At 62.8% G+C, this 17,061-nt stretch carries 10 protein-coding genes and 1 pseudogene; 10 read left to right on the top strand and 1 reads right to left on the bottom strand.

Features of this window, described 5'->3' with window-relative positions; translation table 11 throughout:
* Positions 1–68 precede the first annotated feature (68 nt).
* Positions 69–599 carry a DUF2231 domain-containing protein gene (locus B351_RS0111540; protein WP_019399201.1) on the top strand — a complete coding sequence of 177 codons (531 nt, stop codon included), beginning with the start codon at positions 69–71 and terminating at the stop codon, positions 597–599.
* Here B351_RS0111540 and B351_RS0111535 read toward each other — a convergent pair.
* A complete protein-coding gene (locus B351_RS0111535) occupies positions 548–1,054 on the bottom strand; it encodes a CopD family protein (RefSeq protein ID WP_125109399.1) in 507 nt (168 codons plus the stop codon). The two genes, B351_RS0111540 and B351_RS0111535, sit on opposite strands and share 52 nt — an antisense overlap.
* 66 nt (positions 1,055–1,120) lie before the next feature.
* On the opposite strand from B351_RS0111535, the gene B351_RS0111530 reads away from it, so the two are divergent.
* The 9 genes and pseudogenes from B351_RS0111530 to B351_RS0111495 all read left to right on the top strand — a co-directional run bounded on the left by B351_RS0111530 (position 1,121) and on the right by B351_RS0111495 (position 16,574).
* Entirely contained in the window at positions 1,121–2,005 is an 885-nt protein-coding gene (locus tag B351_RS0111530; RefSeq protein ID WP_019399199.1) for a cytochrome c oxidase assembly protein, read from the top strand.
* 97 nt (positions 2,006–2,102) lie between these two features.
* Positions 2,103–3,563, top strand: coding sequence for an IMP dehydrogenase (gene guaB / locus B351_RS0111525; protein ID WP_026010640.1), 1,461 nt, complete (start codon positions 2,103–2,105; stop codon positions 3,561–3,563).
* A gap of 58 nt (positions 3,564–3,621) precedes the next feature.
* Positions 3,622–5,190, top strand: coding sequence for a glutamine-hydrolyzing GMP synthase (gene guaA / locus B351_RS0111520; RefSeq protein WP_019399197.1), 1,569 nt, complete (start codon positions 3,622–3,624; stop codon positions 5,188–5,190).
* A 296-nt stretch (positions 5,191–5,486) separates the two neighbouring features.
* Positions 5,487–5,670: pseudogene (locus B351_RS18185) on the top strand (helix-turn-helix domain-containing protein).
* Between the two features lie 57 nt (positions 5,671–5,727).
* A complete protein-coding gene (locus tag B351_RS0111515) occupies positions 5,728–8,601 on the top strand; it encodes an SNF2-related protein (RefSeq protein WP_019399196.1) in 2,874 nt (957 codons plus the stop codon).
* Positions 8,601–9,986, top strand: coding sequence for an SIR2 family protein (locus B351_RS0111510; RefSeq protein WP_232207925.1), 1,386 nt, complete (start codon positions 8,601–8,603; stop codon positions 9,984–9,986). Before B351_RS0111515 ends, B351_RS0111510 begins: the two co-directional genes overlap by 1 nt.
* Positions 9,983–12,091 carry an ATP-binding protein gene (locus B351_RS0111505; protein ID WP_026010638.1) on the top strand — a complete coding sequence of 703 codons (2,109 nt, stop codon included), beginning with the start codon at positions 9,983–9,985 and terminating at the stop codon, positions 12,089–12,091. The genes B351_RS0111510 and B351_RS0111505 overlap by 4 nt, the downstream gene beginning before the upstream one ends.
* A gap of 2 nt (positions 12,092–12,093) precedes the next feature.
* A complete protein-coding gene (locus tag B351_RS0111500) occupies positions 12,094–13,839 on the top strand; it encodes a site-specific DNA-methyltransferase (protein WP_019399191.1) in 1,746 nt (581 codons plus the stop codon).
* Positions 13,839–16,574: a DEAD/DEAH box helicase gene (locus tag B351_RS0111495; protein WP_026010636.1), complete on the top strand. Its 2,736-nt coding sequence runs from the start codon at positions 13,839–13,841 to the stop codon at positions 16,572–16,574. The genes B351_RS0111500 and B351_RS0111495 overlap by 1 nt, the downstream gene beginning before the upstream one ends.
* Positions 16,575–17,061 lie beyond the last annotated feature (487 nt).

Below are 17,061 nucleotides of genomic sequence, written 5' to 3'. Positions count from 1 at the left end.
GGCGACGGTGGCGGTGCTGTTCACCGTGGTGCCGGTGCTGTTGCTGCCGGCATGCCGCTGAGGTCGCCATGCGCAGGAGCCTGAAACAGCCCGTCCCCGACAACCGCAGCCACACCGTGGCCAGCCGGGTGGCGATCAAGCAGCACCCGCTGCATCCGATCCTGGTGGTGTATCCGGTGGCGGCGCTGACCCTGCTGCCGCTGGCGGACCTGCTCTACCTGTGGCTGGGCGATCCGTTCTGGGCGCAGGCGGCCTGGTGGCTGAGCGTGCTCGGCCTGGGCGGCGGGGTGTTCGCCGCGCTGTTCGGGATCGCCGACATGTTCCTCATCCGGGTGGTGCGCCGGCATGTCTCGGCCTGGATCCACTTCCTGGCGGGGGTGATGCTGCTGGCCCTGGCGGCCGCCGGGGTAAGCCTGCGCCTGCCGGATCCGGCCGCGGCCATCTGGCCGTGGGGCCTGCTGCTGTCCGGCGCCGGCATGGTGATGGTGGTGATCGTCGGCTGGCTGGGCGGGGCGCTGACCTTCCGCCATGGCATCGGCGTGTACGGCTACAAGGCGGCCGGGGAAGAGGGCGGCGACGATGCGCCGCCGGCGGCATGAGCCTCGGTGGCCGCGAGCGGGGGCGGGGGCAGGTCGCCGAAGGTGTGCGGCTTGGCCCCGGTCAGCGCGGCCAGCGCCAGCAGGAGCAGCAGCGGCAGCCAGCCCACGATCCGGTAGAAGCGGGCGCTGTGGCGGTCCTGGCCCTGGCCCAGCGCGTACAGGTGCAGGCCGAAGTAGAGGTGCAGCAGCACCGCGGCCATCACCACCAGCAGCTTGGCCGCCAGCCAGGCCCCGAATGGGACCATGGCGATGAGCACCATGCCCAGGGCGATGGCGACCAGGCCGGCCGGAGTGGCGATGCGGAAGAACAGCAGGTTGGCCACCGGATTGAAGTAGGCCGGGTCGGCATCGCGGCCGCCGCGATGGCGGGCCACGAACAGCCGCGGCAGGAAGAACAGCCCGCAGAACCAGACCAGCACCGCGCCGATGTGCAGCAGCTTGAGCCAGAAGTACACGCGCGCTTCCTCGCCGGCCGGGACCAACGGCAGCCTACGCTGCCGCGCGCGAAGCAGGCGTGGGCGGTGCTCGTCGCCCTGGTGGCGGCGGCATTGCCGCTCCCTGCCGCGGCCCTGGCCGCGCTGTGCCGGGCCCCAGGCGGCCTGGCCGCGCCGTGGGCGCCGCCGGGCGCATGGCTGCTGCCGCCGGCCTTGCTGCTGGTGCTGTACGCGGCCGGCCTGTGGCGGCTGGGACGGCGCGCGCCGGGGCGGGGGATCGCGCCTCCGGAGGCGGCCGGCTTCGTCGCCGGGATCGCCTTGCTGGCCTTCGTCCTCGGCGGTCCGCTCAACGCCTACGCGTGCTGGTCGCTGGGCGCGCACATGGCCCAGCACATGCTGCTGCTGGCGGTGGTGCCGCCGCTGCTGCTGGGCGGACGGCCCTGGGCGGTCATCTCCGGGGCCCTGCCGCGGTCGCTGGCGTGGGGGCTGCACCGGTCGCTGCATCCGGCCCTGGCCTGGCTGGCCGCGCGCCTGGGCCCGGCCACGGTCGCGCACGCGGCGGTCATGGTGCTGTGGCACCTGCCAGGCTCCCTGCAGGCCGCGGTGGCCAGCACGCGCCTGCACGAGGCCATGCATGCCAGTTTCCTGCTCGCCGGGCTGTGGTTCTGGGCGGCGTTGTGGCGGCGCATCCGCGACGCCGGCGCCGGTCCGGCACCGGGCGTGGTCGCCAGCGTGGCGCTGATGATGGTGATGGGGTTCCTGGGCGCGCTGCTGACCTTCGCCCCGCGGCCGCTGTACCCCCTGTATGCCTTCCGGGCCCCCGAGGTCGGGCTGGAGCCGCTGGCCGACCAGCAGCTGGCCGGGCTGCTGATGTGGGTGCCCAGCTGCCTGCCTTACCTGGCCGGCGCGCTGTGGCTGACCTGGAAGGGGCTGGGGCGCGCGCAGCGGGCGCCGGGCCGGGCAGGGCGCTGAACGGCCCGCCGGCGGGTGCCGGCCGGAATGCTGCGTAGCGCCGTAGGGCCCCGGATCGGGGGTATAATGACGCGCTTCCCCACACCCGGGTATGCCGATGCTGCGCATCAAGGCCGAAGCACTCACCTACGACGACGTCTCGCTCGTCCCCACCCACTCCACCGTACTGCCGAAGGACGTTTCGCTCGAGACGCGCCTGACCCGCGACCTGCGGGTGAAGCTGCCGATCGTCTCGGCGGCGATGGACACGGTGACCGAGGCCCGCCTGGCCATCGCCATGGCCCAGCTCGGCGGCATCGGCATCATCCACAAGAACCTGACCGTCGAGCAGCAGGCCAACGAGGTCGCCAAGGTCAAGAAGTTCGAGGCCGGCGTCATCAAGGACCCGTTCACCGTCAACCCCGACACCACCATCGGCGAGGTGCTGCAGCTGACCCGCGCGCGCAACATCTCGGGCGTGCCGGTGGTCGACGACAACGGCCAGCTGGTCGGCATCGTCACCAGCCGCGACATGCGCTTCGAGAAGAAGCTCGACGATCCGGTGCGCCACATCATGACCAAGAAGGACCGCCTGGTCACGGTCAAGGAAGGCGCCAGCGACGACGAGATCTTCCAGCTGCTGCACAAGCACCGCATCGAGAAGGTGCTGGTCGTCAACGACGACTTCCAGCTGCGCGGCATGATCACGGTCAAGGACATCCAGAAGAAGACCGACAACCCCAACGCCGCCAAGGACGCGCACAGCCGGCTGATGGTCGGCGCCGCGGTCGGCGTGGGCGGCGACACCGAGCAGCGCGTCGAGGCGCTGGTGGCCGCCGGCGTGGACGTGCTGATCGTGGACACCGCGCACGGCCATTCCCAGGGCGTGCTGGACCGCGTGGCCTGGGTCAAGAAGAACTTCCCGCAGGTGCAGGTGGTCGGCGGCAACATCGTCACCGGCGACGCCGCGCTGGCCCTGTTCGACGCCGGCGCCGACGCGGTCAAGGTCGGCGTGGGCCCGGGCTCGATCTGCACCACGCGCGTGGTCGCGGGCGTGGGCGTGCCGCAGATCACCGCCATCGACGACGTGGCCGAGGCGCTGCAGGACCGCATCCCGCTGATCGCCGACGGCGGCATCCGCTACTCCGGCGACATCGGCAAGGCGATCGCCGCCGGTGCCTCCACGGTGATGATCGGCGGCCTGTTCGCCGGCACCGAGGAGTCCCCGGGCGAGGTCGAGCTGTTCCAGGGCCGCAGCTACAAGAGCTACCGCGGCATGGGCTCGCTGGGCGCGATGGAGAAGGGCTCCAAGGACCGCTACTTCCAGGACGCCTCCGACGCCGACAAGCTGGTGCCGGAAGGCATCGAGGGCCGCGTGCCGTACCGCGGCCCGCTGAGCGGCATCATCCACCAGCTCGCCGGCGGCCTGCGCGCCACCATGGGCTACGTGGGCTGCGCCACCATCGAGGAGATGCGCAAGAAGCCGCAGTTCGTGGTGATCACCGGCGCCGGCCAGCGCGAGAGCCACGTGCACGACGTCACCATCACCAAGCAGCCGCCGAACTACCAGATCGGTTGAGGCAGGGGCCGGCCGCAGGGCCACCCGGCGCCACCGTCCACTGCACCCGAACCCCTCCATGACCGACATCCATAGCGACAAGATCCTCATCCTCGACTTCGGCGCGCAGTACACCCAGCTGATCGCCCGCCGCATCCGCGAGATCGGCGTCTACTGCGAGATCTGGGCCTGGGACCACGACCCGGCCGAGATCGCGGCCTTCGCGCCGAAGGGGATCATCCTGTCCGGCGGTCCGGAGTCGACCACGGTCGAGGGTTCGCCGCGCGCGCCGCAGGAGGTGTTCGATTCGGGCCTGCCGATCCTGGGCATCTGCTACGGCATGCAGACCATGGCGGTGCAGCTGGGCGGCGCCACCGAGGCCGCCGACCAGCGCGAATTCGGCCACGCCGAGGTCTCGCTGGTGGCGGCCGACCGCCTGTTCGAGGGGCTGAAGGACCACCCGGGTTCGCCGCCGCGGCTGGACGTGTGGATGAGCCATGGCGACCACGTGTCGGTGGCGCCGCCGGGCTTCACCGTCACCGCCAAAACCGACCGCATCCCGGTCGCCGCCTTCGCCGACGACCGCCGCGGCTGGTACGGCGTGCAGTTCCACCCCGAGGTGACCCACACCAAGCAGGGCACCGCGCTGCTGCGCCGCTTCGTGGTCGACATCTGCGGCTGCCAGACCCTGTGGACCGCCGAGCACATCATCGAGGACCAGATCCGCCGCGTGCGCGAGCAGGTCGGTTCGGACGAGGTGATCCTGGGCCTGTCCGGTGGCGTGGACTCCTCGGTGGTCGCGGCCCTGCTGCACAAGGCCATCGGCGACCAGCTGACCTGCGTGTTCGTCGACACCGGCCTGCTGCGCTGGCAGGAGGGCGACCAGGTGATGGCCACCTTCGCCGAGCACCTGGGCGTGAAGGTGATCCGCGTCGACGCCGCCGACCGCTACTTCAAGGCGCTGGAAGGCGTGGCCGACCCGGAGGCCAAGCGCAAGATCATCGGCAACCTGTTCGTCGAGATCTTCGAGGAAGAGTCCGGCAAGCTGAAGAACGCCAAGTGGCTGGCCCAGGGCACCATCTACCCGGACGTGATCGAGTCGGCCGGCAGCAAGACCGGCAAGGCCCACGTCATCAAGAGCCACCACAACGTCGGCGGCCTGCCCGAGCACATGAAGCTGGGCCTGGTCGAGCCGCTGCGCGAGCTGTTCAAGGACGAGGTGCGCCGCCTGGGCGTGGAACTGGGCCTGCCGCGGGAGATGGTCTACCGCCACCCGTTCCCGGGCCCCGGCCTGGGCGTGCGCATCCTCGGCGAGGTCAAGCCCGAGTACGCCGAACTGCTGGCCCGCGCCGACGCCATCTTCATCGACGAGCTGCGCAAGGCCGGCCTGTACGACAAGACCTCGCAGGCCTTCGCCGTGTTCCTGCCGGTCAAGTCGGTGGGTGTGGTCGGCGATGCCCGCGCCTACGAATGGGTGATCGCCCTGCGCGCGGTGGAGACCATCGACTTCATGACCGCGCACTGGGCGCACCTGCCGTACGAGTTCCTGGGCAAGGTCTCCAACCGCATCATCAACGAACTGCGCGGCGTCTCCCGCGTGGTCTACGACATCTCCGGCAAGCCGCCGGCGACGATCGAGTGGGAGTGAGCGGCAGTACGGTCAGACGCCAGTCTCAAAAAGCCCGCGTGAACGCGGGCTTTTTTGCATTCGCCCAGGAGCTTCTATTGAGTGACCTATCTGATTAGGTGCGGGTCTGGCTAGGTCATTACGCCGGTAGTTCGATGCACTGTGCGTGCCACGCCACCCTTTCAGGATACGCGCAGGTCGGCCTGTGTAAGGCTTGGTAGATTTTGCGTTGCTCGATGCCTATCACACATCGGTAGAATTGGGCAAACTTTGCAATCTAAAGTTGCGAAAGACCCACGCATGGTTTCGAAAGCGAGATCCTGACGCTTGTGACGAAGTCGCCGCGTACCTGAAGGCGGGAAAACGGACGGCCTGTCGCTTGACGCAGAGGGGAGAGATTCCGGCTTTCATTCCGGGGGGGGCGCTTGGTCCTTTCGCCGTTCAGAGTTGGATCGCTGGATCGCCGAAAGCATCAACAAGAAGAAGCCAGAGGCCGAGTGAGGGCGGACCAATTCATCCGCCAAATCATGTTCGGGGAAGAGCAGGGGGATTGCCGTTGTGAGGACACAGCAGCTTCTGACGCCGCACCAGAGCCAGTACGTTGCCTGGCTGCTAACCAGGCGTGCCGCGAGCGACTCGGTGGAGTCGTTGGCTTTGACCTTGGTCGATTCTCAAGTCGATCTGAATCCTCATCAGGTCGACGCCGCGCTTTTCGCGTGCCGCAACCCGCTTTCGCGTGGTGTGATCCTCGCCGACGAGGTTGGTCTCGGAAAGACGATCGAAGCCGGCCTGGTCATATCCCAGCGCTGGGCGGAACGGAAGCGGAAGATCCTCATCGTTGTCCCGGCCAACCTGCGCAAGCAGTGGCACCAGGAGTTGCAGGACAAGTTCGGCCTTCAAGGATTGATTCTTGAGGCAAAAAGCTACAACGCGATCCGTAAGCAGGACCGACAGAACCCATTTCTGTTCGCCTCTGGTCCAGTCATCTGCTCCTACCAGTTCGCAAAGGCAAAGGCTGACGATATCAAAGGCATCGACTGGGACCTGGTTGTACTCGATGAAGCGCATCGCCTGCGCAACGTCTACAGAACCAGCAACGTCATTGCCAAGGCTCTCAAAGAGGCGCTGTCGCATGTTCACTCCAAGGTGCTCCTGACTGCGACGCCGTTGCAGAATTCACTGCTTGAACTCTACGGACTGGTCAGCTTCATCGATGACCGCGTATTCGGAGACCTTGACAGTTTCCGCGCGCAATTCACTGGCCGGGAACAGGCTTTCAGCGGCCTGCGTAATCGGCTGGCCCCCATCTGCAAGCGCACCCTGCGCAAACAGGTGCAGCCCTATGTGTCCTACACAGCGCGCAAGGCCATCGTTCAGGAGTTCACGCCAACGAGCAAAGAGCAGGAACTGTCCAGGCTCGTCGCCGATTACCTGCGCCGCCCCAACCTCAAGGCTCTGCCCGAGGGGCAGCGCCAGCTGATTTCACTGGTGCTGTGGAAGCTGCTCGCGTCCAGCTCACACGCCATCGCAGGTGCACTCGAGACGATGGCCAAGCGCCTTCAGGGAGTGCTCGACGAAACGGCTGAAATCCCCGATCTCGTCGAGGAACTGGATGAGGACTACGAGTCGCTCGACGAAACCGCGGACGAATGGAGCGTTCAAGGCCCCGGCTCTACGGCGCTGAACCGCTCGGAGCGGGATGCCATCGCGCAGGAAATCAAAGAGCTTCGCCACTTCAAAGAGCTGGCCTCCAGCATCCGCGAGAACGCCAAGGGCAAGGCGCTGCTCACCGCACTGGATCGGGCTTTTGCGGAACTAGACCGGCTGGGCGCGGCGCGGAAGGCCATCATCTTCACTGAGTCCAAGCGCACGCAGGAATACCTCCTCAACTTGCTGGCTGACACGCCATACGGCGACGGCATCGTTCTATTCAATGGCACCAATAGCGACAAGCGTGCGCAGGCGATCTACAAGGACTGGCTCATACGCCACGAAGGCACAGACCGTATCACCGGCTCCAGGACCGCCGACACCCGTGCGGCACTGGTCGAGCACTTCAAGGAGCGTGGCAAGGTCATGATTGCCACCGAGGCCGGAGCCGAAGGCATCAACTTGCAGTTCTGCTCGCTGGTCATCAATTACGACCTGCCGTGGAACCCGCAGCGCATCGAACAGCGCATCGGGCGCTGCCACCGTTACGGCCAGAAGCACGACGTGGTTGTTGTGAACTTCGTTGATCTGAGCAACGAGGCGGACAAGCGCGTCTACGAACTGCTGTCGCAGAAGCTCCAGCTCTTCGAGGGCGTGTTCGGAGCGAGTGACGAAGTGCTGGGTGCCATTGGCTCCGGTGTCGATTTTGAGCGCCGCATCGCCGAGATCTACCAGAACTGCCGTGACCCGGATGAAATCAAGGCCAGCTTCGAGCAACTCCGGCTCGATCTCTCCGCTGAGATCAACGAGGAGATGGTCAGGACACGCCAGGTACTGCTGGAGAACTTCGACGAGGAAGTGCAGGAGAAGCTGCGTATACGGGCTGATGACAGCCGAAGCACCCGCAGCCGCTTCGAGCATATGCTGATCGAGTTGAGCCGTGCTGAACTGGGTGATTGCGCCAGTTTCGACAATGACGGCTTCAGCCTGCATCGTCAGCCTCAAGGTCTGTCAGAGGCTGACGTCAGCCTGGGCCGCTACGAACTGCCGCGCCGCTCCGGCGAAGCGCACCTGTACCGTATCAATCACCCGCTGGCCCTGTGGGCCGCGGAGCGGGCCAAGTCCCGCCAGCTGGGCAGTGTGAGGCTGGTGTTCGACTACGACGGATATGGGACCAAGGTCAGCACCCTGGAGCCCTACCGCGGCAAGAGCGGGTGGCTGACCTGCAAGCTGATTTCAGTCGAAGCCCTGGGCAATCAGGAGCAGCACCTTCTGGTCTCGGCCGTTACCACCGATGGGATCGCCCTGGCAGAGGACGACCCGGAAAAACTGCTGCGCCTGCCGGCCACCGAGCAGCCCGCAGAACTGCTCGACAGCGCGGAGTCTCCTGCGTTGACCGCCGATATTGAAAGCAGGCGAACGGCAATCCTGAGGGAAATCAACCAGCGCAACCTCGGCTACTTCGAGCAGGAAGTCCAGAAGCTGGATGCCTGGGCGGACGACCTGAAGCTCGGCTTGGAGCAGGAGATCAAGGAGATCGACCGCGAGATCAAGGAAGTGCGCCGAACCGCCGCGACCTCGCCGACGCTGGAAGAAAAGCTGTCATGGCAAAAGAAGCAGCGCGAACTGGAAGCCAAGCGCAGCAAGCTGCGCCGCGAGCTGTTTGCCCGGCAGGACGAAGTTGAAGCGCAGCGTAATGATTTGATCGGCCAGTTGGAGGTACAGCTCCAGCAGCGGGTCAAAGAGCGCACGTTGTTTACCGTGGAATGGGAGTTGAAATGATGTCTGATAAGGCCGAGAAGATGCCCCCCAACATATTGAAGGTGCGTGATGATCATCGGCCAGTGCTTTTTGAAGAAGGGGCCGAAGATGGCAAGTTCAAGATTTGCGACGGTTACGACGCCTCATGGGCTGGTGAAAATTTTGGTCCCAAGGAACTGCGCCGCCAGATCGAGCCTTGGCTCACCGCACTGTTCCAGTCCGAGCATCTTTCGCTACTGGCCGGCTCCGGACTTACCCATGCGGTGCATTACCTCGCCGCGGGGAAAGGCGCTGCCGGCATGGGCACACTGACGCTGAGCAGTCACCAAATCGAAATCGATCAAGCAGCAAAGAAAGCAGCGGAAGCGGCCGGGCGTAAGAAGGGCAATCTGGAAGATCAACTGCGCGTTGCCAACGAATTGCTGCGCGGCCTGGAGATTCTGCAGCAAGACAGCAAGGCCGAAGCTCTGCGCAACGAACTGGATATCGGCATGCGGATGTTCGCGCAGTCGATTTTGAGCAGCGAAGCGGGCATCGCAACAGCCGAAGAAGACAAGCGCGAGCAGGCGTTCAATACCCTCGTCACCTTCCTGATGAGCTTTGCCAGCCGCACTGGGGTACGGGACCGCCTGAATATATTCACTACCAACTATGACCGGCTGATCGAGGCTGGAGCGGAGCTGGCCGGCCTGCACCTGCTGGACCGGTTTCTCGGCAACCTCATGCCGATCTTTCGCTCTTCGCGCTTGGATCTGGATATGCACTACAACCCGCCCGGTATTCGCGGCGAGCCGCGCTATCTGGAAGGCGTGGCTCGCTACACCAAGCTGCACGGTTCGGTGGACTGGGTGCAAACGGGCAAGGACGTCCGCCGTATCAGCCTTCCGTTCGGAGCAGAGAACGTCGAACCCTATCTAATGGCGCCGGGCCTGGGCGCGGTCACAGCCCACCAACTGATGATTTACCCCAACGCTGCCAAGGATAGGGAAACCGCCGACTACCCCTACGTTGAGCTTTTTCGCGATCTCGCGGCCGCCGTGTGCCGCCCAAACAGCACATTGGTGACCTATGGCTACAGCTTTGGTGACGAGCATATCAACCGGGTGATCCGCGACATGCTCACCATCCCTTCGACGCATCTGGTGGTGATCTCATTCAACGATCCGCTTGGTCGCATCATGCAGACCTACCAGGAATTGGGCCGACCATCTCAGATCAGCTTGCTGATTGGCCCGGCGCTGGCCGACCTGACCACGCTGACCGAGCACTATCTGCCCAAGGCAGCCATCGATAAGACGACGTTCCGCATGAGTGAACTGCTCAAGCAGCGAATGGGGACAGGGCCACAGCCTGCAACGCGCTCCACCGCAGAGGCCAGCGCCTTCGACGGGAGCGATCTGGTATGAGTTTGTCACCGCTGGCCTATGCCGACTCCCTGCGCATCGGCAGCATCGACTTTGTCTCTCCCGACGAAATCAAGGTGCTGCTGGACATCGAGGCTCCCGACGGTGTGGCGCTCAATACAGGTACACCTCGCTCGTTTCCGCGCATCAACGGTTATGTGCTGATCCCCAGCGACGAGGGGCATCTGGTCGCCCAAGTCGAGTGGATCACCATCGAGCGCTCGCAGTACCCCAAGCGCAAGGGCATGCAGGACTTCGGCCTGGTGGACTTGCCTTATCCCCTGCGCAAGATGAGCCTCAACCCGCTGGGCGTATTGACGTACGAGGGCAAGAATACACAAGGGGAGGATGCTTATCGGTTTCGGCGCGGCGTCGAAAGCTATCCCACGGTGGGCGATGCTGTGCTGCTCCCCACGCACAATCAACTGCAGGCAATCGTCAAATCCGGCGACAACCGCCATGTGGTGATCGGTACCAGCCCACTAGCCGCCAATGCCGAGGTCAAGATCGACCCGGACCGCTTGTTTGGCCGCCATCTGGCGGTGCTGGGCAACACCGGCAGCGGCAAATCCTGCTCGGTCGCGGGGTTAGTCCGCTGGTCTTTGGAAGCAGCAGAAAAACAACGAGGTGCGAAACCTAACGCGCGGTTTATCGTTCTCGACCCGAATGGCGAGTATGCAAAAGCTTTTGAGGGATTGGGCGATGTGCGTGTTTATGCCGTCGAACCCAGTGAAGGCGTAGAGCAGCTGCAAGTACCTCTGTGGTTCTGGAATAGCGCCGAGTGGAGTGCGTTCACTCAAGCGAGCGAGCGTGCGCAACGCCCCCTGCTGCGCAGAGCACTCCGGGAGATGCGCAGCAGCTCCGATGTGGCCGAAGACACCATATTTGCCCTGCGTCGAAAAGTTAGCTCCATTCTCATCACCTTGAAGGCGCAAGTCCGTAATGGTGAAACTTATGAAGGTTGGAAGTTCGGTCCCAAGCTTCCGGTCTTCCTTGAGGACCTTGAAGCATTTTCCCAAGAGTTCGCTGAGCACCGTGAGAGTCTAGAATTTCTTTCCGCTCAAGTTCAGTCTCTGCTGAGTCGGCCGCAACAAACCTACCGCAAACAGAACGGCCAGACTGGATACTACGACTTTCCCGCAACTGCGGTTGAAGGAGTGATTTCCCATTTTCAGAGATTCCTTTCATCCATTGGCGGGGCCGTTTTTCAAGAAGGGCCAAACGAGGATGCGCCATTAAAGTTTGATGGAGCTCAGTTCGCTGATCATCTGGAGGCATTGGCGAACCAAGAAACAAACGCACAGTTTTTCGATTTTCTGATCATGCGTATCCGAACGATGCTATCGGATACAAGGGTAAAGCGAATTGTTACGGGCACTACCGAAACGTCCTTGGCTGACTGGCTTGAAAATCACATCGGCGACAACCAGGCATCCAACGGCTCCGTCACCGTCATCGACCTCTCGCTGGTGCCGGCGGAGGTGGTGCATATCATCACGGCAGTGATCGCCCGCATGACGCTGGAGACCTTGCAGCGTTACCGGAAGCTAAACCACGGCAAGACTTTGCCTACCGTATTGGTGATGGAAGAGGCGCATACATTCATTAAGCGCTACAAGGACGACGCCGAAAACCAAAACTCGGCCACCATCTGCTGTCAGGTGTTTGAAAAGATCGCCCGCGAGGGGCGAAAGTTCGGGCTAGGGCTGGTGTTGTCCTCGCAGCGCCCAAGCGAACTGTCGCCCACCGTGCTCTCCCAGTGCAATAGCTATCTGTTGCACCGCATCAGCAACGACCGTGACCAGGAACTGGTGCACAAGCTCGTGCCCGACAACCTGCGCGGCCTGTTGCGCGACCTGCCGTCGCTTCCCTCTCGTCATGCCATTCTACTCGGCTGGGCATCGGAGCTGCCGGTCTTGGTGCAGATGAGAGCACTGCCCGAGCACCATCGTCCGAAGTCGGATGATCCGGACTTCTGGGCGGTGTGGACAGGTCAAGGCAGTGACGGGAAAGTGGTCGAACGCAATGTGGATTGGAAGGTCATCGCGAATGACTGGCAGCAAGTTCGGCCTTCTGAAGATGTTCAAGATGAAGATTCGGAATTCTAATAATGGCTGGTAAGCAAAAACTTGAACTGACATGGATCGGCAAGGAGAAGCGGCCCAAGCTGGAGCCGCGCATCCTGCTGGAAGATCCGGAAAAGTCATATCACGCCAAGCATCGCGTGACGGACAACGACATCTTCGACAACCGGCTGATCTTTGGTGACAACCTGTTGGCGCTGAAGGCCTTGGAACAGGAATTCTCCGGCAAGGTGAAGTGTGTATTTATTGATCCGCCATACAACACCGGAAGCGCGTTTGCGCAATACGATGATGGGCTTGAGCACTCGATCTGGCTTGGCTTGATGCGTGACCGATTGGAGATCATCAAGCGACTACTGTCTGACGATGGATCACTCTGGATCACAGTTGATGATAACGAAGCCCATTACTTGAAGGTGCTTGGGGACGAAGTCTTTGGGCGCGCAAATTTCATCATCGATATATCGTGGCAAAAACGTGATGGGCCGCCCAACGACAGAAAGGTGGGCTCGGTACACGACCACATCCTTGTTTGGGCCAAATCTAAAGACAGCTCGAGCAAGAAGACCCTCGCGGAGGAGAAATTCAATCTAATGCCGCGGACTGAAAAGGCCGATGCACAGTATCAGGTGTTCACAGAACCGACTGGCCCAGACCCTCGTGGGCCCTTCAGGAAGATCGATACGACTGCTAACGGCAAAGGGGGGCGCTTTGTCCAGAGCTTGTATTATCCCGTGCGCAATCCATTCACAGGACAGGATGTTTATCCGAGAGAGGGAACCTGCTGGAGACACAGCAAAGAGGAAATGGAAAGACTTCAAGCAGAAGGGAGGTTGTACTGGGGAGTCAAGGGTACGGCAACTACACCCATGCGGAAGCTCTTTAAGTCTGAAGCAAAACAGGGAATGTCGGCCCCTTCAATCTGGACAGATTGTGGGCTAAATCAGCATGCATCGTCGCACATGGAGAGCTTGTTCGGGGAGAAGGCATTCTTTGAAACCCCCAAGCCCGAAGAGCTTCTTTATCGCATCGTCCACATAGCGACTAACCCTGGCGACATTGTTCTTGATTCATTTGCGGGCTCCGGCACCACCGGAGCGGTCGCCCACAAAATGGGCCGCCGCTGGATCATGGTGGAACTGGGCGAGCATTGCCACACCCACATCATCCCGCGCCTGAAGAAGGTTATTGATGGTGAGGACAAGGGCGGCATTACCGAAGCCGTGGGTTGGAAAGGTGGCGGGGGCTTCCGCTATTACCGCCTCGCGCCCAGCCTGATCGTCAATGACCGCTGGGGCAACCCGGTGATCAACCCGGAGTACAACGCGGCGATGCTGGCCGAGGCGCTGGCCAAGCTGGAAGGCTTTACCTATGCGCCGTCGGAAACGCACTGGTGGCAGCATGGCCATTCCAGCGAGCGGGACTTTATCTACGTCACTACGCAGAACCTGTCCGCCGGGCAGTTGCAGGCGCTGGCCGATGAAGTCGGCCCGGAGCGCAGCCTGCTGGTGTGCTGCGCCGCTTTCCATGGCGTTACCGCGGCCAAGGCGGCGGAGCGCTGGCCGAACCTGACGCTGAAGAAGATTCCGAAGATGGTGCTGACCCGCTGTGAATGGGGGCACGACGACTACAGCCTGAACGTGGCGAACCTGCCGGTAGCAAAGCCTGATCCTGTTGAGCCTGTGGCACAGGCTGAAGCGAGCAGAAAAAAAAGTAGAAAGGCGTCGGCTGCGGATGTGAGCCAGGGCGCATTGTTTGGTGAGGATGAATGATGAACAGCCGCGTTCTGCACGCCGTTACCGGTCGCCTGTCGTTGCGGCCGCCACAGGAGGAGTCGCTGAAGCGGCTGGCGCGCGCCATTGGGGCCGCGCCCGAGCTGTTGAGCCACGATCGGGAGGTGGGAGCCATTCTTTCCACGCTGAAGGCCGAGTTCCCCACGCTGCAGGACTTCGAGCGCGAGTTCCCCTCGCTGTGCTTCGCGCTGGCCACGGGCGTGGGCAAGACCCGCCTGATGGGCGCCTTCATCGCCTACCTGCATCTGGCGCATGGCATCAACAACTTCTTTGTGCTCGCCCCCAACCTGACGATCTACAACAAGCTCATCACAGACTTCACGCGCAACACGCCGAAGTACGTGTTCAAGGGCATCGCCGAGTTCGCGCAGCAACCGCCGCTGATCATCACCGGCGACAACTACGACCAGACCGGTGCGGCGGTGGATGAGCAGTCGATGGGCTTCGCTCACGACGTGCGCATCAACATCTTCAACATCTCCAAGATCAACTCCGAGGTGCGCGGCGGCAAGGAGCCACGCATCAAGCGGATGCGCGAGGTGCTTGGCGACAGCTACTTCAACCATCTGGCAAACCTACCCGACCTGGTGCTGTTGATGGATGAATCACACCGCTACCGCGCACAGGCGGGCATGCGGGCGATCAATGAGCTGAAGCCCTTGATCGGTTTGGAGTTGACCGCGACTCCCTTTGTCGAATCCAGCAAAGGGCCGGTGCCGTTCAAGAACGTGGTGATGGACTACCCGTTGGCACGGGCGATGGAGGATGGGTTCGTCAAGGAGCCGGCGGTTGTCACCCAGCGCAACTTCAAGGCCAGCAATCACACGCCCGAAGAGGTTGAGAAGATCAAGCTCGAAGACGGCGTGCGTCTGCACGAAACCACGAAGGTGGAGCTGCTGACCTATGCCCGCGAGAACGGCGTCAAAACGGTCAAGCCGTTTATGCTGGTGATTGCCCGCGACACTACGCACGCGGCCCAGCTCAAGGAACTGATCGAGTCGGACGCTTTCTATGAGGGCCGTTACGCCGGCAAGGTGATCCAGGTGGATTCCAGCCGCACCGGCGCGGAAGAAGAAGAGATGATCACGCGCCTGCTGGCCGTGGAGAGCGTGGATGAACCGACCGAGATCGTGATTCACGTCAACATGCTCAAGGAAGGTTGGGACGTAACCAACCTCTACACCATCGTGCCGTTGCGCGCTGCAAACGCACGCACGCTGATCGAGCAGTCCATCGGACGCGGCCTGCGCCTGCCCTACGGCAAGCGCACGGGCGTCGCGGCCGTGGATCGCCTGAACATCGTTGCGCACGACAAGTTCCAGGAGATCATCGACGAGGCCAACCGCGGCGACTCGCCCATTCGCCTGAAGCAGGTCATCCTCGATGCGCCCAGCGCCGACGACAAGAAGGTCAGCGTGCAGGTCGAGTCCGGGGCAGCGGCGCGTCTCGGTTTGACGGAAGCACCGGTAGTGATCACAGGGGCTTCAGCCACCGACAGTGGAGCGGAAGCCCCGGTGCCCAAACCGGTGTTCACCACGGAGGCGGAGAAGCAGGCCGCGCGCGTGGTCATGGACGTCATCGGCAAGTACGAGGTCAAGCGCGATCTGGTGCCCACCAGCAGTGCGTTGCTGAAACCCGAAGTGCAGAAGGAAATCCTCGCGGAGGTCGCGGAGCGGTTGAAGCCGCTGCAGGGCGAATTGCTGGCGGGCGTGGATGCATCAGCCTCCGCTCTTGATTTGTCGGCAGTGGTGGCAAAGACAACGGAGATCGTGGTGCAGCAAACCATCGATATCCCGCGCATCGCGGTGGTGCCGACTGGCGAAGTCACGACGGGCTTCCACGCCTTCAAGCTGGATGTGAGCCAGCTCCACCTCCAGCCGGGTGAGCGCGAGATCGTCGGGCAGATGCTGCGCACCAACGAGCAGTTCACCCTGGCCGCCGAAGTTGGGCTCAAGGAGCAGCGCCCGGAGGACTACATCGTCCACGCGCTGGTGGACTTCGACGACATCGACTACTTCACCCACGCCGACCTCCTCTACGACCTCGCCGGCCAGATGGTGCAGCACCTGCGCAGTTATCTGTCCGAGGACGAAGCCATCAGCGTCCTCGATCGTGACCGCCGCTTGATCGCACGGGAAATCCACGCGCAAATGATGGCCCACTTCTGGGAGGAAGCGACCGGGTACGAGGCGCAGGTCAGTCGCGGCTTCACCGAACTCAAGCCTTGCAACTACACCGCCACGGCAGGCCAGACGGCCCACCACTTCCGGGAGACCGTGACTGAGACCAGTCGCATCAAGCAGATGCTATTCGGCGGCTTCGCGCGTTGCCTGTACCCGCTGCAGAAGTTCGACTCGGATACCGAACGGCGCTTCGCCATCATCCTGGAGCGCGACGCGACGAAGTGGTTCAAGCCCGCGAAGGGGCAGTTCCAGATCTACTACAAGCTTGGCACCGAGCAGCCGGAGTACATCCCCGACTTCGTGGCCGAGACGGACGCGACCATCTTCATGGTGGAGACCAAGGCACGTGCCGACATTAACTCGCAGGAGGTTCAGGCCAAGGCCGCTGCCGCCATGCGCTGGTGCAAGTACGCCTCCGACCACGCGGCGAATGTAGGCATCAAGCCCTGGAAGTACCTGCTGATACCCCATGACGAAATCAACGAGTCGAAGCGATTGGCCGATTTCCTGCGATTTGAAGTGAAGGGATGAAGTGGGATGCCCATGCAACCGTTCCCCACTACACTATTTGCGACCTCGTCTCGAGGCCGCCTCCCTCGAAACACAGCAGGGGCTGGCACAGATGGCAGTCGAACGAGATGGCCTTGAGGCCCATGACCGCTTGCGCTTGGGGGGGGCTGGTCGCTATCGGCCGGAAGGTTGGCCTGACGGAAGAAAAGTTCACCATCCTAGAGCGGGTTCGTGACAGGACGCCCGCCGGGCCGCCACGGTTGATCAACCTCGATGCCAATGTCGTGTCCGAGGCGATGAGGCCGGCCCCGGCGCGACGTCATTGCCTGGCTGAACGATCGGGCTGTGGGGACCCTTTGCGTCACCACAGTCCCGCTGGCCGAGCTGCTGTTTTGCATCCAGGCACTGCTTTGCTGCCCGCAACGCCCAGTGGGCCACCTCTGGCGGACGTATCCATTGCCGGAGTGAATCGCCCCGTGTTTCGTAGACACCTTGCAGCCATAATCCA

Source organism: Pseudoxanthomonas sp. GW2 (assembly GCF_000283075.1).
In the GTDB taxonomy this organism is placed as follows: Bacteria; Pseudomonadota; Gammaproteobacteria; order Xanthomonadales; family Xanthomonadaceae; genus Pseudoxanthomonas.
The sequence above is the reverse complement of the archived record's forward strand: the minus strand, read 5'-3'. Positions and strand labels throughout refer to the sequence as shown.